Source organism: Pseudomonas sp. SDO5271_S396 (genome assembly GCF_054071795.1).
This window is the reverse complement of the sequence record NZ_JBSVWB010000034.1, coordinates 32,511-52,988: the sequence shown is the minus strand read 5'-3', so window position 1 is coordinate 52,988 and position 20,478 is coordinate 32,511. Positions and strand designations below refer to the sequence as shown.

General features: G+C 62.1%; 26 protein-coding genes. 15 read left to right on the top strand and 11 right to left on the bottom strand.

The window, feature by feature from the left end; translation table 11 throughout:
- Window positions 1-7: 7 nt before the first annotated feature.
- The 7 genes from ACW9IN_RS21205 to ACW9IN_RS21175 all read right to left on the bottom strand — a co-directional run bounded on the left by ACW9IN_RS21205 (window position 8) and on the right by ACW9IN_RS21175 (window position 5,157).
- Window positions 8-634: a response regulator gene (locus ACW9IN_RS21205; RefSeq protein WP_457367652.1), complete on the bottom strand. Its 627-nt coding sequence runs from the start codon at window positions 632-634 to the stop codon at window positions 8-10.
- 255 nt (window positions 635-889) lie between these two features.
- Complete coding sequence (locus ACW9IN_RS21200) at window positions 890-1,285, bottom strand: response regulator (protein ID WP_457367651.1); 396 nt, start codon at window positions 1,283-1,285, stop codon at window positions 890-892.
- A 172-nt stretch (window positions 1,286-1,457) separates the two neighbouring features.
- Complete coding sequence (locus tag ACW9IN_RS21195) at window positions 1,458-2,789, bottom strand: deoxyguanosinetriphosphate triphosphohydrolase (RefSeq protein ID WP_457367650.1); 1,332 nt, start codon at window positions 2,787-2,789, stop codon at window positions 1,458-1,460.
- Between the two features lie 71 nt (window positions 2,790-2,860).
- The gene (locus ACW9IN_RS21190; RefSeq protein WP_457367649.1) at window positions 2,861-4,024 is read right to left on the bottom strand and encodes an EAL domain-containing protein; all 1,164 of its coding nucleotides are present in this window, start codon (window positions 4,022-4,024) and stop codon (window positions 2,861-2,863) included.
- Window positions 4,025-4,117: 93 nt separating this feature from the next.
- Complete coding sequence (locus tag ACW9IN_RS21185; RefSeq protein ID WP_457367648.1) at window positions 4,118-4,459, bottom strand: hypothetical protein; 342 nt, start codon at window positions 4,457-4,459, stop codon at window positions 4,118-4,120.
- Window positions 4,456-4,839: a phage holin family protein gene (locus ACW9IN_RS21180; protein WP_457367647.1), complete on the bottom strand. Its 384-nt coding sequence runs from the start codon at window positions 4,837-4,839 to the stop codon at window positions 4,456-4,458. Before ACW9IN_RS21180 ends, ACW9IN_RS21185 begins: the two co-directional genes overlap by 4 nt.
- A 3-nt stretch (window positions 4,840-4,842) precedes the next feature.
- Window positions 4,843-5,157, bottom strand: a complete 315-nt coding sequence (locus tag ACW9IN_RS21175) for a DUF883 family protein (RefSeq protein WP_457367646.1) — start codon at window positions 5,155-5,157, stop codon at window positions 4,843-4,845.
- Window positions 5,158-5,503: 346 nt separating this feature from the next.
- On the opposite strand from ACW9IN_RS21175, the gene ACW9IN_RS21170 reads away from it, so the two are divergent.
- The 4 genes from ACW9IN_RS21170 to ACW9IN_RS21155 all read left to right on the top strand — a co-directional run bounded on the left by ACW9IN_RS21170 (window position 5,504) and on the right by ACW9IN_RS21155 (window position 8,421).
- Window positions 5,504-6,712: an ammonium transporter gene (locus tag ACW9IN_RS21170; RefSeq protein WP_457367645.1), complete on the top strand. Its 1,209-nt coding sequence runs from the start codon at window positions 5,504-5,506 to the stop codon at window positions 6,710-6,712.
- Window positions 6,713-6,778: 66 nt separating this feature from the next.
- Entirely contained in the window at window positions 6,779-7,015 is a 237-nt protein-coding gene (locus tag ACW9IN_RS21165) for a glutaredoxin family protein (protein ID WP_457367644.1), read from the top strand.
- 74 nt (window positions 7,016-7,089) lie between these two features.
- Window positions 7,090-7,425 carry a transcriptional regulator gene (locus ACW9IN_RS21160; protein WP_457367643.1) on the top strand — a complete coding sequence of 112 codons (336 nt, stop codon included), beginning with the start codon at window positions 7,090-7,092 and terminating at the stop codon, window positions 7,423-7,425.
- Window positions 7,426-7,530: 105 nt separating this feature from the next.
- Entirely contained in the window at window positions 7,531-8,421 is an 891-nt protein-coding gene (locus ACW9IN_RS21155) for a pseudouridine synthase (RefSeq protein WP_457367642.1), read from the top strand.
- A 55-nt stretch (window positions 8,422-8,476) separates the two neighbouring features.
- Here the strand turns inward: ACW9IN_RS21155 and ACW9IN_RS21150 are convergent, their stop codons facing one another.
- The gene (locus ACW9IN_RS21150; protein WP_016978480.1) at window positions 8,477-8,698 is read right to left on the bottom strand and encodes a YgdI/YgdR family lipoprotein; all 222 of its coding nucleotides are present in this window, start codon (window positions 8,696-8,698) and stop codon (window positions 8,477-8,479) included.
- 79 nt (window positions 8,699-8,777) lie between these two features.
- On the bottom strand, window positions 8,778-9,380 hold the full coding sequence (gene mobA / locus ACW9IN_RS21145; protein ID WP_457367641.1) for a molybdenum cofactor guanylyltransferase MobA: 603 nt from the start codon (window positions 9,378-9,380) through the stop codon (window positions 8,778-8,780).
- 76 nt (window positions 9,381-9,456) lie between these two features.
- Here mobA and moaB point away from each other — a divergent pair, with 76 nt between their 5' ends.
- Together moaB and ACW9IN_RS21135 are read left to right on the top strand one after the other, a co-directional pair.
- Window positions 9,457-9,996 (top strand): molybdenum cofactor biosynthesis protein B, encoded by a 540-nt coding sequence (gene moaB, locus ACW9IN_RS21140; RefSeq protein ID WP_457367640.1) that lies wholly within the window; start codon window positions 9,457-9,459, stop codon window positions 9,994-9,996.
- Window positions 9,980-11,206: a molybdopterin molybdotransferase MoeA gene (locus ACW9IN_RS21135; RefSeq protein WP_457367639.1), complete on the top strand. Its 1,227-nt coding sequence runs from the start codon at window positions 9,980-9,982 to the stop codon at window positions 11,204-11,206. The genes moaB and ACW9IN_RS21135 overlap by 17 nt, the downstream gene beginning before the upstream one ends.
- A gap of 195 nt (window positions 11,207-11,401) precedes the next feature.
- Here the strand turns inward: ACW9IN_RS21135 and ACW9IN_RS21130 are convergent, their stop codons facing one another.
- Window positions 11,402-11,731: an EscU/YscU/HrcU family type III secretion system export apparatus switch protein gene (locus tag ACW9IN_RS21130; protein ID WP_010211799.1), complete on the bottom strand. Its 330-nt coding sequence runs from the start codon at window positions 11,729-11,731 to the stop codon at window positions 11,402-11,404.
- A complete protein-coding gene (fliK, locus tag ACW9IN_RS21125; protein WP_457367638.1) occupies window positions 11,728-13,323 on the bottom strand; it encodes a flagellar hook-length control protein FliK in 1,596 nt (531 codons plus the stop codon). The genes ACW9IN_RS21130 and fliK overlap by 4 nt, the downstream gene beginning before the upstream one ends.
- Before the next feature lie 200 nt (window positions 13,324-13,523).
- On the opposite strand from fliK, the gene ccmA reads away from it, so the two are divergent.
- The 9 genes from ccmA (at window position 13,524) to ccmI (ending at window position 20,463) form a co-directional block, all read left to right on the top strand.
- On the top strand, window positions 13,524-14,159 hold the full coding sequence (gene ccmA / locus ACW9IN_RS21120) for a cytochrome c biogenesis heme-transporting ATPase CcmA (RefSeq protein WP_457367637.1): 636 nt from the start codon (window positions 13,524-13,526) through the stop codon (window positions 14,157-14,159).
- Window positions 14,156-14,824, top strand: a complete 669-nt coding sequence (gene ccmB / locus ACW9IN_RS21115; protein WP_457367636.1) for a heme exporter protein CcmB — start codon at window positions 14,156-14,158, stop codon at window positions 14,822-14,824. Before ccmA ends, ccmB begins: the two co-directional genes overlap by 4 nt.
- Before the next feature lie 83 nt (window positions 14,825-14,907).
- Complete coding sequence (locus ACW9IN_RS21110; RefSeq protein WP_457367635.1) at window positions 14,908-15,663, top strand: heme ABC transporter permease; 756 nt, start codon at window positions 14,908-14,910, stop codon at window positions 15,661-15,663.
- Window positions 15,660-15,836: a heme exporter protein CcmD gene (gene ccmD, locus ACW9IN_RS21105; RefSeq protein ID WP_457367634.1), complete on the top strand. Its 177-nt coding sequence runs from the start codon at window positions 15,660-15,662 to the stop codon at window positions 15,834-15,836. The genes ACW9IN_RS21110 and ccmD overlap by 4 nt, the downstream gene beginning before the upstream one ends.
- Complete coding sequence (ccmE, locus tag ACW9IN_RS21100; RefSeq protein WP_457367633.1) at window positions 15,833-16,291, top strand: cytochrome c maturation protein CcmE; 459 nt, start codon at window positions 15,833-15,835, stop codon at window positions 16,289-16,291. Before ccmD ends, ccmE begins: the two co-directional genes overlap by 4 nt.
- A gap of 3 nt (window positions 16,292-16,294) precedes the next feature.
- On the top strand, window positions 16,295-18,283 hold the full coding sequence (locus ACW9IN_RS21095; RefSeq protein WP_457367632.1) for a heme lyase CcmF/NrfE family subunit: 1,989 nt from the start codon (window positions 16,295-16,297) through the stop codon (window positions 18,281-18,283).
- A complete protein-coding gene (locus tag ACW9IN_RS21090) occupies window positions 18,280-18,816 on the top strand; it encodes a DsbE family thiol:disulfide interchange protein (RefSeq protein WP_457367631.1) in 537 nt (178 codons plus the stop codon). The genes ACW9IN_RS21095 and ACW9IN_RS21090 overlap by 4 nt, the downstream gene beginning before the upstream one ends.
- Window positions 18,813-19,286, top strand: coding sequence for a cytochrome c-type biogenesis protein (locus tag ACW9IN_RS21085; RefSeq protein WP_457367630.1), 474 nt, complete (start codon window positions 18,813-18,815; stop codon window positions 19,284-19,286). Before ACW9IN_RS21090 ends, ACW9IN_RS21085 begins: the two co-directional genes overlap by 4 nt.
- A complete protein-coding gene (ccmI, locus tag ACW9IN_RS21080) occupies window positions 19,279-20,463 on the top strand; it encodes a c-type cytochrome biogenesis protein CcmI (protein ID WP_457367629.1) in 1,185 nt (394 codons plus the stop codon). The genes ACW9IN_RS21085 and ccmI overlap by 8 nt, the downstream gene beginning before the upstream one ends.
- Window positions 20,464-20,478: the final 15 nt, after the last annotated feature.

The window sequence follows — 20,478 nt, the reverse complement described above, 5'->3', positions numbered from 1 at the left end:
CGCTTTCTCACACTAGCGCGTTTCGTTTTGCCATCTCGATAAGTTCTACCAAGGAATTGGCTTTCAGTTTTTGCATCAGCCTTTTTTTGTAAGTACTTACTGTCTTGTTGCTGAGAAACATGCCTTTGGCTATTTCCTTGTTGGTACGGCCTTGTGCAAAAAGTTGTAATACCATCAACTCGCGGTCGTTCACTGTCTTGAATAATTCAAGTTCTTCGCAATCCACGCCTTCGCTTCCATTGGCATTCAACGCCTGGCTGGGGAAGTAGTTGTAACCTGACAATACTGCACGAATGGCGCTCAGCAATTCGCTCAGGTCACCTTCCTTGCAGACATAACCGTCGGCTCCAGAGCGCATGCAGCGTGTGGCGAACAGGGTAGGGGACTGAGCCGTCAGGATCAGGGTCTTCATGGGCGTGTTCATGGCGTTGAAGCGACAGAGCACTTCGAGACCGTCGAGTTTGGGGATGCTGATATCGAGAATGATCAGGTCCGGCAGGCACTCGCGAACCATTTGTATGGCGTCGCATCCGTTATCTGTTTCGCCTACGACCTTGTAGCCTTCGTGTTCCAGCAACATTCGTATGGCAAGTCGGATAACAGGGTGGTCATCGATAATAAAAACTGAGTTCATGATCACATTCCATGCATGTGCAAATAAAGCGGGCACATTAGCTCAGAAGAAGAGGCAGGAGCATGAACGGCAAGAGGCACAGATATAAAACAAGAAAGTTCCTACATCAAAAAAGGTGTTTGCCTACTACATGGTAAGGCTTTGGGAAGTACGGAGGCTGTATTTCCAGGGCGCAGGGGGGGATGACGGTGTCAGAGATTTTGCCTCCGTCACTGTGCCTGCTTTCAAGATGGGTCGTGTTTAAAGCCCTATATTTCAGTGGGCGAATAATGGGCGCAGTAACTGTGTGAGTTCGTGCTTGTTCAAGGGCTTGGACAAATAACCCAGCAGGGGCAGGCCGCGTTGCGCTGCCTGGTTCTGCAAGTTCGACAGTTCGGCGTTGGGCAGGCCGCTCAGAAGGATGCCTGCGGTTATCCAACCCTGTCGACTGGCGATTTCCATCAATTCCAGGCCTGACAGGTCCGGCAGGCATTGATCGCATAACATGACGTCAAAGGGGGCTGCGGCCTGTGTCATCAGGCGGATCGCCTGTTCGGCGTTTTCTGCTGGGGTCAGGTGATGAAAACCGAAGTTCTTGAGCAGGCACTGGGTGGCCAGGAGCTGGAAGGGATGGTCCTCCACCACGAGGATGTGGAGCGGGAGTCTGGGCATAGGGGGCACACGGTGAGTCAAGCATCGATGGGATGGGGCGTAGGAATTGTTCGTCAGGCCCGCCAGCAGCGTGCGCGATTATTCCTCGGGCGGCTGTGCGAATTCGATCAGGCCGCTCTGTTCCCATCGTAGGGAGATTCCCTTCAGGTAACAGGCGGCTGGGTCGAGGTTGTTACTGAGGGCTGGAGCGCCCGGTCATCTCCCGTGCCATCTCGGTGGCGTAGCTGTCCGTCATCCCGGCAATAAAGTCGATCATCCGCAGGAATGACGCATGCAGTGGCCAGGCGGGATTCGGTGCGTTATTACCCAGCAGGTCGAGGATGCGCCGGTTTTTGAATGACGGCGTACGCCCGCCATGCTGTTCCAGTGCCGCTCCGCAAAAGGCGTTGAGCAGAATTTCCAGAGTGGTATAGGCCCCGATTTCATGCAGGGTCTTGCGTTTGTCCTGGAAGATCTTCTTGCGGGCCATGTCCTTGGCGTCCAGTACGCAGCGTTTGGCCGGACCGTGCATGTGCTCCACCAGGTCCCCTGGCAGAACGCCGGCCAGCAACGCGTCCTGCTGTTCGACGAACGCACGCGCAGCCGCGTTGGTCAGGTGCTCGATGGCCTTGCCGCGCAGAATCGCCAGTTTGCGTCGACGGGAATCCTGCGCACCCAGTTGCCGATAGGTCTGTGGCAGGTCGTCGCCCACCAGGTCGAGCAACACCGACTCGACTTCGGCATAGTCCAGCAACTCCATCTCCAGGCCATCTTCCAGGTCGATCAGCGCGTAGCAGATGTCGTCGGCCGCCTCCATCAGATACACCAGCGGGTGACGCGCCCAGCGCTGTTCCTCGAGTTGCGGCAGGCCGAGCTTCTGGGCGATCTGTTCAAGGATCGGCAGCTCGCTCTGGTAACAGCCGAACTTGTGTTTCTTGTAGCCCAGGGAGTCGGCGTGGCGGGCGGTCCAGGGGTATTTCAGGTAGGTGCCGAGGGTGGCGTAGGTCAGCCGTGTGCCGCCGTCGAACTGATGGTACTCAAGCTGGGTGAGCACCCGGAAACCCTGGGCATTGCCTTCAAAGTTGAGGAAGTCATTGCGTTCGGCGCTGCTCATGTCATCCAGCCAGCCGCGTCCTGCGGCCTGTTGGAACCAATGGCGAATGGCGTCTTCGCCAGAGTGTCCGAACGGTGGGTTGCCGATGTCATGGGCCAGGCAGGCGGACTGCACCACCATGCCCAGATCGCTGGGGTCGCACCAGTCGGGCAGGGCGTCACGCAGGGTTTCGCCAACACGCATGCCCAGGGAGCGGCCCACGCAGCTGACCTCCAGGGAATGGGTCAGGCGCGTATGGATGTGGTCGTTGCTGGAGACCGGGTGCACCTGGGTCTTGCGGCCAAGACGGCGAAACGCCCCGGAAAAGATAATACGGTCATGGTCTTTGTGAAACGGGCTGCGCCCCAGCTCTTCCGGGCTGTGCAGGGGCTTTCCAAGACGTTCGCGAGTCAGCAGGGTGGGCCAATCCAAGGCGGGTACTCTCCGTGCGGTGAATGACCCCTCCAGCTTCCCGGTTCCGCCCAGTCGGGGCAAGCGAAAATCTACAGGCCGGCGGCGTCGATATCGATTAACAGCAAGCGCTGACCGTTATCGAAGAATTGTCCTGCGGTCAGGCAGTACTGGTTGGTGGTGGCGTCGCGGTAGGTCGAGGACAGGGTCAGGCGCCGCTCTTCCCAGCCTTCGGCCAGCAAATGGTAAAAGTAGGGACGCCATGACCAATTGTGGCCCAGGTAGCGGCTGTCGGTCTGCCAGGCATCCTGACGCCATTCGAAGTTGGGGGTCAGTTGGGTGCCGTGGCGATCGCACTGGTAAAAGCGCAGCAGCCAGGGAAATTCCGGCAGTTGCGGCAACTGTGCCAGCGTTGCCTGGCCTTGCGCCCAGGTTTGCAGGATGTTCATCACTTCACCCAGTTGCAGGCGCAGTTGCATGATGCGCCCGCGCTCGGCGAGCTTCTGTTGTACATAGGCGGCGCGCAACTGCGCAAAGCGCGGCACGAATGCATCGGCGGCGAACCATTGCAGTTGCGCCTGGGCAAACAGATACCCCTGGACGTAACGCGAGCCGCATTCCAGCGCGAAATTCAGCTGGGCCTCGGTTTCAACGCCTTCGGCAATGATCCAGCAGCCGGTTTTTTCCGCCATTTGCGCCAATGCCCGTACCACCTCGCTGCTCGGGCCGCCGCGAGCCGCATCCTGAAACAAACGCATGTCCAGCTTGAGAATGTCCGGCTGCAACGCCAGTACTCGGTCGAGCTGGGAGTAGCCGGCTCCAAAGTCGTCGATGGCGATGCGCGCCCCGGCTTCGCGGTAGCGGGCCACCACCTCGGCCAACCGGTGAATGTCACCCCCAAGCTCGGTGATCTCGAACACGATGCGTCCGGGGTCCACGCCGTGGGTGTGTATCTGCTTGAGGCTGGGCAGGGCTTGCCCGGGGCGCAGTCGGTTGATCCAGCGCGGTGAGATATTCAGGCTCATGAACCAGTCGTGCGGCGCCTCGTGCAGGCGGCTCAAGGCGTTGTCGCGGATCTGCCGGTCGAGGCGACGCAGGGTCACGCCCGGCGTGCGCGGGTCGGCGAACAGCGGGCCCACCGAAAGCAAGCGGCCATCGGCTTGACGCAGGCGACCGAGTGCTTCGACCCCGGCGATACGGCCGGTGGCGGTGTCGATGAATGGCTGGAAGCAGGCGAGCGGGTGCCCGTCGATCACGGGGCCTCCTTAGAGAGCGGTCACGAAAAAAGGCCCAACCCTCGAAAACGAGAGCCGGGCCGATTCTGTTAGCAAGAATGCAGCCAGCCACGCTCAACTTTTGCGCGAAGTGCCCTGCATGGCCAATTTGATCAGCGGGATCAACCCGGCACCCAGTCGCACCAGGCGCGTCAGGCTGCCAATGCTGCCCCCCTTGGCGCCCTTGCCGGTGAAGAAGCCCAGTAGGGTCACCGCCGCCACGCCCCACAGCGGCGCGTGCTTGATGCCCAGCCCGTCCTGCCAGCTCTGACCGAGGTTGCGCACCTTGTTCAGCGGCAGCATCAGCTGTTGGGATTCGTGACGGATTTCCTGGCGGTGCATCTCCATGCGCAGGCGGATCAGTGCCTTGCGCATTTCCCGGCGGGACGTGGTTTGCGGGATTTCAGTCGGGCTCATGGCAGCAAGCGCTCCCGGTCATTGGCCAACTCTTCGAGGGTGGCGTGGAACGGCGTGGACTCATCGAATACTGCCGCCTTCAGGCGCACCCCGCAGAAGGCGGCGGCCAGGGTGTAGAACACGCAGAGGCAGATGATCCCGGTGAGTCGGTAGCCGGTATCCCAGACCAGGATCATCACCAGGGTCGACAGCCCCACCAGCAACAGCAGTGCGAACACCAGCGCCAGGCCGGCAAACAGCAGCAGGCTGACGGTGCGCGCCTTCTGTTCCTGCAATTCGATGCCAAACAGTTCGACGTGGCTGTGCAGCAGGCCCAGAACGGCTGCGCCCAGGCGCCTTGAGGTAGAGCTCGTGGACGAGCCGGTTTCGCCGATAGACATGGGTTACCGCCTTGTGGCCAGCAGGCCGATCAGAAAGCCCACGCCAGCGGCAATGCCCACCGACTGCCAGGGATTGGCCTGCACGTAGTCTTCGGTGGCGGTGACCGCCGCCTGGCCGCGCTCGCGCAAAGAGTCTTCGGTCAGCTTCAAGGTTTCGCGGGCCTTGAGCAGGCTGTCGTGGATCCGCGTACGCAGCTCATCAGCCTGGTCGCCGGCGAGGGTCGCAGTGTCGTCCAGCAACTTTTCGGTGTCACTGACCAGGGTTTGAAAATCCGCCATCAATATCTCTTGCGCCGTCTGTGCAGTTTTTCTGGCCATGGTTATCTCCGTGATTGGCTGATCGGTACGTGTGATTTCGAGTCACCGGCATCGGTGAAGGTTCAGTGCAATTGTCTGGTACAGCTTTTGCTATGACTTGGTGCGCATGCCCCAGGGCTTGCGCTGAATCTGGGCGGTTGGGGCCAAAGCCTTCAAAAACCTTACCCTAAATAACTGAAACTCGCGGAAAAACCCTTTCGGGAATGGCCGGTCGTGCTGATCGCTGCGCTAAAGCGGGTCACACCCTCTCAAGAGGGGTGGAGCTGCAAGTGCCAATTTAGTGCGCGAATCGCCGGCTTGAACCGCTTTGGTGCTTTTTGCCTTTGATGCAGGCCTGCCAACCTCCATGGAAAATTTGCAAAGTGCGGTGGACACACTCGTCCACAGCTCCAATACCCTGTTCATCCTGATCGGTGCAGTGATGGTCCTGGCCATGCACGCCGGGTTTGCCTTCCTGGAAGTCGGCACCGTGCGCCAGAAGAACCAGGTCAACGCCTTGTCGAAGATCCTCAGTGACTTCGCGATCTCCACCCTGGCTTATTTCTTTATAGGCTATTGGATCTCCTACGGTGTGAGCTTCATGCAACCGGCGGCAGTGATCAGCGCCGACCATGGTTACGGTCTGGTGAAGTTCTTCTTCCTGCTGACTTTCGCTGCGGCGATTCCGGCGATCATTTCCGGGGGCATTGCCGAGCGTGCACGCTTCGTTCCACAGCTGTGCGCCACTGCGTTGATCGTGGCGTTCATCTATCCATTCTTCGAAGGCATGGTGTGGAACGGCAACTTCGGCCTGCAAGCCTGGCTGCTCGCAACCTTTGGCGCGAGTTTCCATGACTTCGCCGGTTCGGTGGTGGTGCATGCCATGGGCGGCTGGCTGGCGCTGGCCGCGGTGTTGCTGCTGGGGCCGCGCAACGGGCGCTATCGCGAGGGGCGGCTGGTGGCGTTCGCGCCGTCGAGCATTCCGTTCCTGGCCCTGGGCTCGTGGATCCTGATCGTCGGCTGGTTCGGCTTCAACGTGATGAGCGCACAGACCCTGAGCGGCGTCAGCGGGCTGGTGGCGGTCAACTCGCTGATGGCGATGGTGGGTGGCACGGTGGCCGCGCTGGTGATCGGCCGCAACGACCCAGGCTTCCTGCACAACGGCCCGCTGGCCGGGCTGGTGGCGATCTGCGCTGGTTCAGACCTGATGCACCCGGTAGGCGCGCTGGTCACCGGTGCGGTGGCGGGTGGTTTGTTCGTGTGGTTCTTTATCGCCGCCCAGGATCGCTGGAAAATCGACGACGTCCTGGGTGTGTGGCCCTTGCATGGGTTGTGTGGCGTATGGGGCGGCATCGCGTGCGGCATCTTTGGCCAGACCGCGCTGGGCGGGCTGGGCGGTGTGAGCCTGGTCAGCCAGTTGATCGGCACCGTCCTGGGTGTGGTGGTGGCACTGGTCGGCGGCCTGCTGGTGTACGGCGTGATCAAACGTGTGTATGGCCTGCGCCTGAGCCAGGAAGAGGAGTATTACGGCGCCGACCTGTCGATTCACAAGATTGGCGCGGTCAGCCAGGACTGATCGGAGTTTTCTGTTGTGCAGAGCAGGCCTAGAATGGGGGCCTGCTTTTAATCAGGTCCTGTTGCCATGCTTCCTGAATGCCAGCTCTTCGGCACCCTGGGTTGTCATCTTTGTGAGATCGCCGAAGGCGAAATCATGCCGCTCGTCGAACACGGGCTGCTGGTGGAGTTGATTGATATCACTGAACCCGACGACCTCACTGAAGCCTATGGCCTAAGGATTCCGGTACTTCGCCGGACGGACACCGGGGCTGAACTGGATTGGCCCTTCGACACCGCGCAGGTGGTTGCCTTCCTGGGCTGACGTTTGTTCGATGGCGGGTTTCCAAATATTGCGTTACTGTATGTCTGTACAGTGATCGAGTAGAGGGAACGCCCGTGGTGAATGTCGAACAACTGAAAAGCAGCGTCAATCGCATGCCTGTCGATGTGGTGCGCGACGCAGTGAACGAGCTGCGCCTCGATGGCCTGGTCACGGAAGGCAAGACGCCGTTCAACAAAGTGCATTTCAACACCTGCTTTGCGGAAATCGAAGCGTTGTTCCAGCGTGCCGGCTATCACAAGCAACTGGATGTGGTGGGTTATCAGGGGCTGCTCTATGCCCTCTATGATCCGGGCCGCTGGGAAGCGGTGGACGTACTACGCTGGCTCAAGGAGTTCACCGAGGCGGCCAGTACGTCACCGGTGCTGCGTGCGGAACTGGCAAAGGCCTGAATCCGCCCTGGGATCTGTATGAAGGCTTTTCGTACCGACCCTAGGCTCAATCCCGCTCCATGCGGGATAATGCCTGCCGGTTTTTTCCAGGCGTCGAGCGTCTTCATGTCCACTTCCGGTTTTTCCGCGTCCCAGCACCAAGCCAGCACCCTTCACTTGCCGCCCGGGTCCTGGAAGACGGTATTCGATTGCCTGTGCGAGCATTTCCCGGCCATCAGCCGTGAACGCTGGCTGGACCGGATTGCCCGTGGCCGCGTGCTCGACCTCGATGGGCACCCCATCAGCCTGGACCTGGCCTACCGCGAAGGCCTGTGTATTCACTACTTTCGCGAAGTGCCGAACGAGAAGGTGATCCCGGTGGAAGAGGCCATTCTCTACGCCGATGAGCACCTGGTGGTGGCTGACAAACCGCATTTTCTGCCGGTGACGCCGGGCGGTGAGTACGTCGAACAAACCCTGCTGCGCCGATTGATCCGGCGTCTGGACAACCCTTCGCTGGTGCCGCTGCACCGCATCGATCGACACACCGCCGGGCTGGTGCTGTTCTCGGCCAACCCGTCCAGCCGCTCGGCGTATCAACGGCTGTTTCCCACGCGCCGCATCGATAAATTCTACGAAGCCATTGCCCCGGCCTTGCCCGGGTTGGCGTTCCCTTTGGTGCATACAAGCCGTCTGGTGGAGGGCGAACCGTTCTTCCGCATGCAGGAAGGCCCGGGCGTCAGCAACACCGAAACGGCGGTGGAGGTGCGCGAAAAAAACGGCGAGCTGTGGCGCTACGCGCTCTTTCCGGTAACGGGCAAGAAACACCAGCTACGCGTGCACATGACGGCGCTCGGGGCAAGTATCTGCAATGATCCGTTCTATCCCGATGTGATCAAGGACGCCGTCGACGATTACGCCAACCCGCTCAAGCTGCTGGCCCAGGGCGTGCGTTTCATCGACCCGGTCACAGGCGAGGAACGCAGCTTTCGCAGCCGGATCACCCTCGACTGGTAACCGCCAGAAACGACAAGGCCCGCGCGAGGCGGGCCTTGTGTGCAAGCGGTGAGGCTTACAGGTCTTTGACGGTGCGGACCTGATCCTTGTTGATGCGGGTCTGCTTGCCGTCCAATTGTTCGAACTCGTAGAAGCCCGAATCCTTGTCGAATTTAGGGGTGTCGACGGCCTGGATTTCGCGACCGTCATTCAGGGTGATCACTGTTGGCGAGGCGCAACCGGCGAGGGTAGCGAGGCCCAGTGCAAGCATGAGAGCGGCGATGGTCCGTTGAGTCATGGGTGTTGTCTCCGAGAGAATACTTGTAGGTGCTGACCTTGTGACGTGTGCAACGTCGGCAAAGTTCCTGAAGCGGTGCTCATTCTGACATGCCCGAGCCCGGGTGCAACAGCTCGGGTGTATTCAGGTTGGCCAGGCGCGGGTCATCGGGCGGGCATTCCAGCCCGATGCCGCCCAATTGCAGGAAGATCTTGCGCGGGCTGCGTTCGCCGGCCTGCCAGGCGTTTTCCACCGCGTCGCGCAGGTGCGTGGGGACAATACAGATCAAGGGTTCCCAGAACTGACCGTGACGCACCATCACCGGCAGCAGCGGATTGCGTTGCGCCGTCTCACGCAGCTCGGCCAGCAGTCGCGCGTCCATGTGCGGCACATCGCACGGCAGAATCAGCAGGTGCGCATGGCGGGCTGCGGCCAATCCTGCACGGATACCCGCCAACGGGCCGGGAAAATCCGGGCTGTCGTCGCTCACCAGTTGGTCGGCAAGCGTGGCGTAGCGCGCGTGGTTGCGGTTGCACGAGATGATCAGGTCATCGGTGAGCGCCCGGGTCAGTTGCTGCAAGTGCGCAATCAGCGGTTGGCCACGCCACGCCAGCAGGCCTTTGTCCTGGCCGCCCATGCGTTGGCCGCGCCCACCGGAGAGCAACAGGATCGAGCACGGCAGGGGGGAAGAATCGAAGGACATGGCGGTTCCGCTGCGGCAGGCAAATAGGGGCCTGTGATATAACATCGGGCTGTTCCTACGACAACCGGACCGTGCCATGAAAGCCAAGGCTGATGCGCCCTTCGTACCCTTGAATATTGCTGTTTTGACCGTGAGCGACACCCGCACCCTGGAGACCGACACTTCGGGCCAGGTCTTCGTCGACCGCCTGACCGCCGCCGGCCACCGTCTGGCCGAGCGTGTGCTGCTCAAGGACGACCTCTACAAGATCCGCGCCCAAGTGGCCCACTGGATCGCCGAAGACGTGGTGCAGGTAGTATTGATCACCGGCGGCACCGGCTTTACTGGCCGCGACAGCACACCTGAAGCCGTGAGCTGCCTGCTGGACAAACAGGTCGACGGTTTTGGCGAGCTGTTCCGCCAGATATCCGTGGCCGATATCGGCACCTCCACCGTGCAATCCCGCGCCCTGGCCGGCCTGGCCAATGGCACGCTGGTGTGCTGCTTGCCGGGCTCCACCAATGCCGTGCGCACTGGTTGGGACGGCATCCTCGGTGAGCAACTGGACAACCGTCACCGCCCGTGCAATTTCGTCCCGCACCTCAAACAGGCAGAGCCTTGTGAATCCCGTGGGTAAGCCTGGCAAGACCGGTACGCTGATGCCGGTAGAAGACGCCCTGCAACAGCTGTTGGCCATGGCCGATGCCGTGCCGATCCGCGAACAGGCCACCTTGCCCTTGGCTGAGTGCGATGGTCGCGTGCTGGCCCAGGACCTGGTTTCCACCCTCGACCTGCCACCCTGGCCCAACAGCGCCATGGACGGCTACGCACTGCGCCTGTCGGATTGGAACGGCGAGCCGCTGGTGGTCAGCCAGCGCATTTTTGCCGGCCAGGCGCCCCAGCCGCTGGCCGCCGGCACCTGTGCACGCATCTTCACCGGCGCGCCGGTCCCGGAAGGGGCCGACTGCGTGGAAATGCAGGAAAACGCCGTGGTCCACGCCGATGAGCGTGTGAGCTTCACCGAGCCTTTGCAGGTTGACCAGAACATCCGGCCCCAGGGCCAGGAAACCACCGTCGGTGAGTTGGTGCTGGTGGCCGGTACGCGCCTGGGGCCGATCGAACTCGGCCTGGCCGCCTCCCTCGGCCACGACCGTCTCAACGTGATACGCCGCCCGCGTGTGGCAGTACTTTCCACCGGCGACGAACTGATCGAGCCGGGCCTGCCCCTCGGCCCCGGCCAGATCTACAACAGCAACCGCCGTGTGCTGTGCACCTGGCTTGAGCGTATGGGCTGCGAAGTGATCGACGCCGGCATCCTGCCCGACGACCTGGAACAGACCCGCGCGCGCCTGGCGGGTCTGGGGGCGGTGGACTTGATCCTGTCCACCGGTGGCGTGTCGGTTGGCGAGGCCGACTTCCTGGGGATCGCCCTGCGCGAAGAGGGTGAACTGGCGCTGTGGAAACTGGCGATCAAGCCGGGTAAACCGTTGACCTTCGGCCACTTCCGAGGTGTGCCGGTGATCGGCCTGCCGGGCAACCCGGCGTCGACGCTGGTGACGTTCGCATTGCTCGCACGGCCCTATCTGCTGCGCCGCCAAGGTGTGCAGGATGTCGAGCCACTGCGCTTCGACGTGCCCGTGGGCTTCGAGTGGCCCAAGCCGGGCAACCGCCGTGAATACCTGCGCGGGCGTATCGAACAAGGCAGGGCGATCATCTACCGCAACCAGAGCTCCGGCGTGCTGCGCAGCGCGGCGTGGGCGGAAGGGTTCGTAGAGGTGTTGGAAGGTACGACGCTGGCGATGGGCGACCGGGTCAATTTCATCCCCCTGAGTGAAGTCCTCAACTGACGCTCTGCGTCATCAGCGTTCTTTGTGGGGTGGTTTTGTGTGGGAGCGGGCTTGCTCGCGAAGGCGGTGTGTCAGTCGAAACATGCATCAACTTACCCACTGCATTCGCGAGCAAGCCCGCTCCCACATGGGTTCTCTATTTTTTCCAGTCAGTGCCATCCCCTGTGGGAGTTGTCGAGCCATGGCTTGGGCTACTCAGTAATCATCGCCACGCTCGGTCACATCCCGTTCCACCGGCCCTGCGTCCGGGTCATACCCCACCGGGAACTTGCCTTTCAGGGTCCAGGCAAACGCAATGATTTCGGCAATCGTGCGGTACAACTCCTCGGGGATGCTATCCCCCAGTTCCATGCGCGCCAGCAGCTTCACCAGCTCGGCATTCTCATAGATCGGTACTTCATTTTCCCGCGCCAGTTTCAGAATGGCTTCGGCCAGGGCGTCATCGCCCTTGGCGGTCAGGGTCGGGGCTTGCTGGCCGTCGTACTTGAGGGCAATCGCCTGGCGTGGCGGGGTTGGGTTCTTCATGCGGTTTCATCCACCCAGCGTTGCTCCAATCCGGTTTTCGGTCCGCGTGGCGGCGTGCCCAGGTGGCAATCCAGGTCGCCCACGTTGATGCCCGACGTCACCAGCCGCTCGCGCAAGTTGCCCAAGTGGCTTTCGATCAGGCTGGCGGTGAACGCCCGCGCCGCCCACAACTGGCTCGACAGCTTGCCCTGGTTCAATTGCGCCTGAACCTGCAAGGGGCCCAGCGGCTCCATGTCAAACGCCAGTTCCACCCGCCAGAGCATCTGCTTGGGGTCTTTCTTGTCCTTGCGCTCGGACGGGTCTTTGTCCGGCGCCGGCTCTTCACGCTGGAACTTGACCTGCAGGGGCACGATGTCTTGCAGGGTGCGCATGGGAATTTCCAACTGCCAGGTGGTTTGCACACGGCCATCGGCGGTGGTGCCGGTCTGCTCCAGGCTCGACAACTGATGGCTCTGCAAGCGCGAAATTGCGCCGGCGGCCAGGCGCAGCAGGTTTTCCAGGTCACCTTCGCCTTCCAGCTTGGCCATCAGCCGTTCAGGCAGCGGAAAGCTGGTGGGCAACTGCCGGGCGCTGACCTGGCCGAGGGTATTCAACGGGCTGCGCACAAAATTCGGCAGTACCTGGGCCAGGGTGTTGGCAGCCAGAATCGCGCTGATATTGGTGCTGGCGGGCAGCGCCGGCAGTAAATCGGCGACCAGGCGCAGCAGGGCGCCTTTCATGTCCAGTGGCGGTATCTGCGGGTTTTGCCCGGCCAAGAGCTTGGCTTCCAGAAAGGCCCCGCTGTTCTGGATCACCTGCGCCAGTACTTTAGGGTTGCTCACCTGGGCGAGGTCGGGCAAGGCCGCAAGCAAGCGTTCGGCGGCGGCGCGCAGGTCGGCGGAAAGGTTGCTGCCGCTGCCGGTGTCGCTGGGCGGCGGCAGGTTCTGCAGGGCAGTGAAGACCACGTCCAGCGAGCCCTGACGGCTTTGCTGGGTAGACAGTTGCTGGGCCACCGCCAGTTGATCCTTGAGCCCGCTCAAGGGGACGAAGTTGAGGGTCTGCGCGTTTTGCACCACAGCGCTGAGCAAACTGCCCACCCGCAACGGTTGCGGGCTTTCCACGGTCAGGGTGGCGCCAGCCAGCACGTTGTTGAGCACGGTGACCAGCGAGCGATAGATCGCCGGTTGCGCCGTGCCCTGGGGCAGCATCTGGGTGGTCAGCACCTTGGCTTGCAGCAGCGTGCCCACCGGCATTTGGGCGGTGTCGATGCGGGTGAGGGCGGCGACATTGGCGCTCAGCGCCTGTTGCAGGCTGAGGGTAAGGTTGCCCGCCGGCGTCTGGCTTACCGCCACATTGCTGCCCAACGGCAGCGGCTGGGGGCTGCTCGCCTGCACCAGGGTCTGGCGACCGCCTTCGAGGGTCAGCTTGAGCAACAGCTGAAAGGCTTCACCGCCCTGTTTCAGGGCGATGACTTCGGCGTTCGCGGTTTTCCCGGGGTCGATCAGGCCTAACTGCGGCTCCAGCAGTTTCAGCAGCTCGCCAGTCGCAGGCGCTGGGCTGGGCCCGGCCGCCGGGGTGGGTGGAAGCGTCGGAAGGTTGATTTCACCGGTCATCGTGCACGCCGTCTCATGGGAAATTGCCCTCTTTAGAGTAGGGCATCGCATGTATAATGCGGCCCGTCTGCAAAGAGAGCGCTAAAAACCACACAACTATTTGATCCAGCTCTCTAAAATCGGTCGCCAAAGGCGTTATTGTGCTTTTCTCTTTAACGGCCGCTGCACCGCCGACTTGAACCGTAAAGGCCCGCGATCTCTTGACCAGCCCTCTTCTAGAAGCCGTAGCGCTCTCCTGTGAGCGCGACCTGCGTCTGTTGTTCGAACACCTCGACCTGCGCCTGGCGGGTGGCGACATGGTGCAGGTCAGTGGTCCCAACGGCAGCGGCAAGACCAGTTTGCTGCGTCTGCTGGCCGGGTTGATGCAACCGACGGCCGGCGACATTCGTCTCAACGGCAACCCCCTGCACGAACAACGCACCGAGCTGGCCCGCAACCTGATCTGGATCGGCCACGCCGCCGGCATCAAGGACGTGCTCACCGCCGAAGAAAACCTCAGCTGGCTCAGCGCCCTGCATCATCCGGCTTCCCGCGACGCCATCTGGCTGGCCCTGGCCGCCGTGGGCCTCAAGGGGTTCGAGGACGTTCCCTGTCACACCCTATCCGCTGGCCAACAGCGCCGTGTGGCCCTGGCGCGCCTGTACCTGCCGGGCCCGCCGCTGTGGATTCTCGACGAACCCTTCACCGCCCTCGACAAACAGGGCGTCGCCCAGCTGGAAGACCATTTGGCCCGGCATTGCGAGCAGGGCGGTTCAGTCGTACTGACCACCCACCACACCCTGAATCGCCTGCCTGCCGGTTATCGCGAGCTGGACCTGGGACGGTGGTCGGCATGAGTGTATTTGCCCTGTTGGTCGCCCGCGAAGCGCGCTTGCTGTGCCGTCGTCCCGCCGAACTGGCCAACCCGCTGGTGTTCTTCGCGATTGTCATCGCGCTGTTCCCGCTGGCCGTCGGCCCCGAGACTAAACTGTTGCAAACCTTGTCTCCGGGGCTGCTATGGGTGGCCGCGCTTCTATCGGTGTTGCTCTCGCTGGACGGGCTGTTTCGCAGTGATTTCGAAGACGGCTCCCTGGAACAGTGGGTCCTTTCGTCGCACCCTTTGCCACTTCTGGTGCTGGCCAAGGTGCTGGCACACTGGGTTTTTTCCGGCTTGGCGCTAGTCTTGCTTTCGCCACTGCTGGCGATGATGCTGGGCTTGCCCGTCGAATGCCTGCCGGTATTGCTTCTATCCTTGTTGCTCGGTACGCCGGTGCTCAGCCTGTTGGGGGCGGTGGGCGCAGCGTTGACCGTCGGTTTGAAGCGGGGCGGCCTGTTGCTGGCCCTGCTGATTCTGCCTTTGTATATCCCGGTTTTGATCCTGGGCAGCGGTGCCTTGCAGGCCGCGCTCATGGGCATGCCGGCGAGCGGTTATCTCCTGTGGCTTGGCAGCCTGACCGCCCTGGCGGTAACCCTGACACCCTTTGCTATAGCGGCCGGCCTGAAGATCAGCGTCGGTGAATAATGAGGTCTGATCAAACGTTGTCTTGATCAGTAAAGACCCTGAGCTTCCCGCAACGATGGGAAGCCACCGTGATGGAAACAGCAATGAACTGGACCTGGTTTCACAAGCTCGGCTCGCCCAAATGGTTTTATGGCATCAGCGGCAAACTGCTGCCGTGGCTGAGCCTCTTCGCTCTCCTGCTGATCGGTATCGGCCTGGTCTGGGGCCTGGCCTTCGCACCGCCGGACTACCAGCAAGGCAACAGCTTTCGCATCATTTATATCCACGTGCCCGCCGCCATGCTGGCCCAATCCTGCTACGTGATGCTGGCCGTGTGCGGCGTTGTCGGCCTGGTGTGGAAGATGAAACTCGCGGACGTGGCCTTGCAATGCGCCGCGCCCATCGGTGCCTGGATGACCGCCGTGGCGCTGGTCACCGGTGCGATCTGGGGCAAACCCACCTGGGGCTCGTGGTGGGTGTGGGATGCGCGGCTCACGTCGATGTTGATTCTGTTGTTCCTGTACTTCGGTCTGATTGCTCTGGGCAACGCCATCAGCAATCGTGACAGCGCCGCCAAGGCCTGCGCGGTGCTGGCCATCGTTGGCGTGATCAACATTCCAATCATCAAATACTCGGTGGAGTGGTGGAACACCCTGCACCAGGGCGCCACCTTCACCCTCACCGAAAAGCCGGCGATGCCCGTGGAAATGTGGGCGCCGCTGCTGCTGATGGTGCTGGGGTTCTACTGCTTCTTCGGCGCGGTGCTGCTGATGCGCATGCGCCTTGAAGTGCTCAAGCGTGAAGCCCGCGCCAGTTGGGTCAAGGCCGAAGTGCAAGCCTGCCTGGGAGCCCGTGCATGAGTTTTGCGTCTTTCAGTGATTTTCTCGCCATGGGCCACCACGGCCTTTACGTCTGGACGGCCTATGGCATCTGCCTGACCGTACTGGCCCTTAACGTCGCCGCGCCGATCCTGGCCCGCAAGCGTTACCTGCAACAAGAGGCGCGTCGTTTGCGCCGGGAGAGCGAAAAGTGAATCCGCTGCGTAGAAAGCGTCTGTTGATCATCCTGGCGATTCTGGCCGGTGTCGGCATTGCCGTTGCCCTGGCCTTGAGCGCCCTGCAGCAGAACATCAACCTGTTCTACACCCCGACCCAGATCGCCAACGGCGAAGCACCGCAGGACACGCGCATCCGCGCCGGCGGCATGGTGGAGAAGGGCTCGCTCAAGCGCTCTTCCGACTCCCTCGACGTGACCTTTGTGGTCACCGACTTCAACAAGGCCGTGACCATCACCTACCGCGGCATCCTCCCGGACCTGTTCCGCGAAGGCCAGGGCATCGTCGCCCTGGGCAAGCTCAACGCCGACGGTGTGGTGGTGGCCGACGAAGTGCTGGCCAAGCACGACGAGAAATACATGCCGCCGGAAGTGACCAAGGCTCTCAAAGACAGTGGTCAGCCCGCACCCGCCGCCCCAGCCAAGGAGGGCTAAGCCATGACATCCGTACTGTTTATTCCGGAGCTGGGCCAGTTGGCGATGATCCTCGCCCTGTGTTTCGCCGTGGTGCAGGCCGTGGTGCCGCTGCTCGGCGCCTGGCGCGGCGACCGCTTGTGGATGAGCCTCGCGCAGCCGGCGGCCTGGGGCCAGTTTGCGTTTCTGCTGTTCGCCTTCGGCTGCCTGACCTACGCCTTCATGACCGACGACTTTTCCGTCGCTTATGTCGCCAATAACTCCAACAGTGCGCTGCCGTGGTACTACAAATTCAGCGCGGTGTGGGGGGCCCACGAAGGTTCGTTGCTGCTGTGGGCGTTGATCCTCGGCGGCTGGACCTTCGCCGTGTCGGTGTTTTCGCGGCAGTTGCCACAGATCATGCTGGCCCGCGTGCTGGCCGTGATGGGCATGATCAGCATCGGCTTCCTGCTGTTCCTGATCATGACCTCCAACCCGTTCAATCGCATCCTGCCGCAGATCCCGGTGGACGGCCACGACCTGAACCCATTGCTGCAAGACATCGGCCTGATCGTGCACCCGCCGATGCTTTATATGGGCTACGTCGGTTTCTCCGTGGCCTTCGCCTTCGCCATCGCCGCCTTGCTCGGCGGGCGTCTCGATGCAGCCTGGGCGCGCTGGTCGCGGCCCTGGACCATCGTCGCCTGGGCCTTTCTCGGCATCGGCATCACCCTGGGTTCATGGTGGGCTTATTACGAACTCGGCTGGGGCGGCTGGTGGTTCTGGGACCCGGTGGAAAACGCCTCGTTCATGCCCTGGCTGGTGGGCACCGCGCTGATTCACTCCCTGGCCGTCACCGAAAAACGCGGCGTGTTCAAGAGCTGGACCGTGTTGCTGGCCATCGCGGCGTTTTCCCTCAGCTTGTTGGGTACCTTCCTGGTGCGTTCGGGTGTTTTGACGTCGGTGCACGCGTTTGCCTCCGACCCCGAGCGCGGCGTGTTCATCCTGATCTTCCTGCTGTTTGTGGTCGGTGGCTCCCTGACGCTGTTTGCGCTGCGCGCGCCAGTGGTCAAGAGCCAGGTCGGCTTCAACCTGTGGTCGCGGGAAACCCTGTTGCTGGGCAATAACCTGGTGTTGGTGGTGGCCGCCTCGATGATCCTGCTTGGCACCCTGTATCCGCTGGTGCTGGATGCGTTGAGCGGCGCCAAATTGTCCGTCGGCCCGCCGTACTTCAACGCGTTGTTCATCCCGTTGATGGGCCTGTTGATGGTGGTGATGGCGGTCGGCGTGCTAGTGCGCTGGAAAGACACCCCGGTGAAATGGCTCGCGGGCATGCTGATGCCGGTGCTGCTGGGCAGTGTGGCCCTGGCGGTGATCGCCGGCATCGTTTATGGCGATTTCAACTGGGCAGTGCTGGCCACCTTCCTGCTCGCTGCCTGGGTATTGCTGGCGGGTGTGCGCGACATCGTCGACAAGACCCGCCACAAAGGCCTGATCAAGGGCCTGCCCAGCCTGACCCGCAGCTATTGGGGCATGCAGCTCGCCCACATCGGCATCGCCGTGTGCGCCCTGGGCGTGGTGCTGTCCAGCCAGAACAGCGCCGAGCGCGACCTGCGCCTGGCGCCGGGCGAATCCATGGACCTGGCCGGTTACCACTTCATTTTCGAGGGCGCCAAGCACTTCGAAGGCCCGAATTTCACGTCGGACAAAGGCACTGTTCGTGTCGTGCGCAACGGCAAGGAAGTGGCGGTGCTGCACCCGGAAAAACGCCTGTACACCGTGCAGAGTTCGATGATGACCGAAGCCGGGATTGACGCCGGTTTCACCCGTGACCTCTATGTGGCACTGGGTGAGCCTTTGGGGGACGGCGCGTGGGCGGTGCGGGTGCATGTGAAACCGTTTGTACGCTGGATCTGGTTCGGTGGTTTGCTCACCGGTTTTGGCGGATTGCTCGCCGCGCTGGACCGGCGGTATCGGGTCAAGGTCAAGAGCCGGGTGCGTGAAGCCCTCGGCCTGCAAGGAGCGGCGGTATGAAGCGTGGGTTGATGGTGTTGCCGCTGGCGGCATTCCTGGTGGTGGCGGTGTTCCTTTATCGCGGGCTGTATCTGGACCCGGCGGAGTTGCCGTCGGCGATGATCGGCAAGCCATTCCCCGCGTTCAGCCTGCCGACGGTGCAGGGCGACAAAACCCTGACCCAGGCCGACTTGCTGGGCAAGCCGGCGCTGGTCAACGTGTGGGGTACCTGGTGCATTTCCTGTCGCGTCGAACACCCGGTGCTGAACAAGCTCGCCGAGAAGGGCGTGGTGATCTACGGCATCAACTACAAGGACGACAATGCGGCGGCCTTGAAATGGCTGGCCGAATTCCACAATCCGTACCAGCTGGATATCCGTGATGAAGACGGCAACCTCGGCCTGAACCTCGGTGTGTACGGCGCCCCGGAAACCTTCTTTGTCGATGCCAAGGGCGTGATTCGCGACAAGTACGTCGGCGTGATCGACGAAGTGGTCTGGCGCGAGCAACTGGCCGCCAAGTACCAGGCCCTGGTCGATGAGGCCAAACCATGAAGCGTCTGTTAGCCGCTGCGGTGCTGGCGCTGGGCTTGGCCGGTATCGCCCACGCCGCCATCGACACCTACGAATTCGCCAACGACGCCGAGCGCGAGCGTTTCCGCGACCTGACCAAGGAACTGCGCTGCCCCAAGTGCCAGAACCAGGACATCGCCGACTCCAACGCCCCCATCGCCGCCGACCTGCGCAAAGAGATCTTCCGCATGCTGGGGGAGGGCAAGGACAACCAGCAGATCATCGACTTCATGGTCGACCGCTACGGTGATTTCGTGCGCTACAAACCGGCCCTTACCGGCAAGACCGCGCTGCTCTGGTTCGGCCCGGCCGGGTTGTTGCTGGCCGGTGTGGTGGTGATGGCCGTGATCGTGCGCCGCCGCCGCGCCGCGCCGACTGATGGTTCCGACGCGCTCTCCCTCGATGAACGCAAACGCCTCGACCAATTGCTGGACACCAAGACTGATGATTGATTTTTGGCTTGCAGCAGGGTTGCTGCTTCTGATTGCCCTGAGTTTCCTGTTGATCCCTGTACTGCGCGACCGCCGCGCCCAACGTGAAGAGGACCGCACTGCGCTGAACGTGGCGCTGTATCAGGAGCGTGTGGCCGAGCTGCAAGTGCAGCAGGACGAAGGCGTGCTCAACGCAGCCCAACTCGACACTGGTCGCGCCGAGGCCGCCCGCGAATTGCTGGCCGACACCGAAGGTGTGGAAAAACCCCGCGAATCGCGCCTGGGCAAACCGTTGCCGTTTCTGGCGGCGTTTCTGGTGCCGGTGCTGGGTGTTGCGCTGTACCTGCATTTTGGCGCCAGCGACAAGGTCGAACTGACCCGCGAATTTTCCCGGCCGCCAGTGTCCATGGAAGACATGACCCACCGCCTGGAGCGCGCAGCCGCTGCCCAGCCGGACTCGCCGGAGGGCCTGTATTTCCTCGGTCGCGCCTACATGGCTCAGGACCGCTCCGCCGATGCCGCCAAGGTGTTCGAACGTACCGTGGCGTTGGCCGGGCGCCAACCGGAATTGCTCGGCCAGTGGGCCCAGGCGCAGTACTTTGCCGACAACAAACAGTGGTCGCCCAAGGTCCAGGCGCTGACCGACGAAGCCTTGAAGCTGGACCCCAAGGAAGTCACCAGCCTTGGCCTGCTGGGTATCGCCGCCTTTGAAGGCCAGCGTTATCAAGAGGCCATCGACTACTGGACCCGCCTGCTGGCCCAGCTGCCGCCGAAAGACGGTTCCCGTGCCGCCTTGCAGGGTGGCATCGACCGCGCGACCGAGAAGCTGAAAGCGGCGGGCGGCAATGTTGCGCAAAAGGCCGTGATGAAAGTCCGCGTGGACCTCGCCCCGGAGGTGAAGGCCAAGGCCCAGCCTGCCGACAGCGTGTTCATCTTCGCCCGCGCCGTCTCCGGCCCGCCGGCGCCTCTGGCGGTCAAGCGCGTGACGGTCGCCGAACTGCCGATCACCGTCGAGCTGGGCGACGGCGATGCGATGATGCCGCAGTTGAAACTGTCGAACTTCCCCGAAGTCCAACTGGTTGCGCGCATATCCCGGGCCGGTCAGCCAACCACTGGCGAGTGGATCGGCCGCAGCCAACCCTTGGCCAGCAGCACCACTGCGTTGCAGTCGCTGACCATCGACAGTCCGGACAAGTAAACCGAGGAAACGCCC

What these genes read in the sequence shown, in the direction of transcription:
- ACW9IN_RS21185 (WP_457367648.1), bottom strand. Translation starts at nt 4,459, where the DNA reads ATGAGCCCGACTGAAATCCCGCAAACCACGTCCCGCCGGGAAATGCGC.
- ACW9IN_RS21130 (WP_010211799.1), bottom strand. Translation starts at nt 11,731, where the DNA reads ATGAAGAACCCAACCCCGCCACGCCAGGCGATTGCCCTCAAGTACGAC.
- moaB (WP_457367640.1), top strand. Translation starts at nt 9,457, where the DNA reads ATGAAAGCCAAGGCTGATGCGCCCTTCGTACCCTTGAATATTGCTGTT.
- ACW9IN_RS21155 (WP_457367642.1), top strand. Translation starts at nt 7,531, where the DNA reads ATGTCCACTTCCGGTTTTTCCGCGTCCCAGCACCAAGCCAGCACCCTT.
- ACW9IN_RS21150 (WP_016978480.1), bottom strand. Translation starts at nt 8,698, where the DNA reads ATGACTCAACGGACCATCGCCGCTCTCATGCTTGCACTGGGCCTCGCT.
- ACW9IN_RS21170 (WP_457367645.1), top strand. Translation starts at nt 5,504, where the DNA reads ATGGAAAATTTGCAAAGTGCGGTGGACACACTCGTCCACAGCTCCAAT.
- fliK (WP_457367638.1), bottom strand. Translation starts at nt 13,323, where the DNA reads ATGACCGGTGAAATCAACCTTCCGACGCTTCCACCCACCCCGGCGGCC.
- ACW9IN_RS21085 (WP_457367630.1), top strand. Translation starts at nt 18,813, where the DNA reads ATGAAGCGTCTGTTAGCCGCTGCGGTGCTGGCGCTGGGCTTGGCCGGT.
- ccmD (WP_457367634.1), top strand. Translation starts at nt 15,660, where the DNA reads ATGAGTTTTGCGTCTTTCAGTGATTTTCTCGCCATGGGCCACCACGGC.
- ccmB (WP_457367636.1), top strand. Translation starts at nt 14,156, where the DNA reads ATGAGTGTATTTGCCCTGTTGGTCGCCCGCGAAGCGCGCTTGCTGTGC.
- mobA (WP_457367641.1), bottom strand. Translation starts at nt 9,380, where the DNA reads ATGTCCTTCGATTCTTCCCCCCTGCCGTGCTCGATCCTGTTGCTCTCC.
- ACW9IN_RS21180 (WP_457367647.1), bottom strand. Translation starts at nt 4,839, where the DNA reads ATGTCTATCGGCGAAACCGGCTCGTCCACGAGCTCTACCTCAAGGCGC.
- ACW9IN_RS21200 (WP_457367651.1), bottom strand. Translation starts at nt 1,285, where the DNA reads ATGCCCAGACTCCCGCTCCACATCCTCGTGGTGGAGGACCATCCCTTC.
- ACW9IN_RS21205 (WP_457367652.1), bottom strand. Translation starts at nt 634, where the DNA reads ATGAACTCAGTTTTTATTATCGATGACCACCCTGTTATCCGACTTGCC.
- ACW9IN_RS21090 (WP_457367631.1), top strand. Translation starts at nt 18,280, where the DNA reads ATGAAGCGTGGGTTGATGGTGTTGCCGCTGGCGGCATTCCTGGTGGTG.
- ACW9IN_RS21110 (WP_457367635.1), top strand. Translation starts at nt 14,908, where the DNA reads ATGAACTGGACCTGGTTTCACAAGCTCGGCTCGCCCAAATGGTTTTAT.
- ccmI (WP_457367629.1), top strand. Translation starts at nt 19,279, where the DNA reads ATGATTGATTTTTGGCTTGCAGCAGGGTTGCTGCTTCTGATTGCCCTG.
- ACW9IN_RS21175 (WP_457367646.1), bottom strand. Translation starts at nt 5,157, where the DNA reads ATGGCCAGAAAAACTGCACAGACGGCGCAAGAGATATTGATGGCGGAT.
- ACW9IN_RS21095 (WP_457367632.1), top strand. Translation starts at nt 16,295, where the DNA reads ATGACATCCGTACTGTTTATTCCGGAGCTGGGCCAGTTGGCGATGATC.
- ACW9IN_RS21165 (WP_457367644.1), top strand. Translation starts at nt 6,779, where the DNA reads ATGCTTCCTGAATGCCAGCTCTTCGGCACCCTGGGTTGTCATCTTTGT.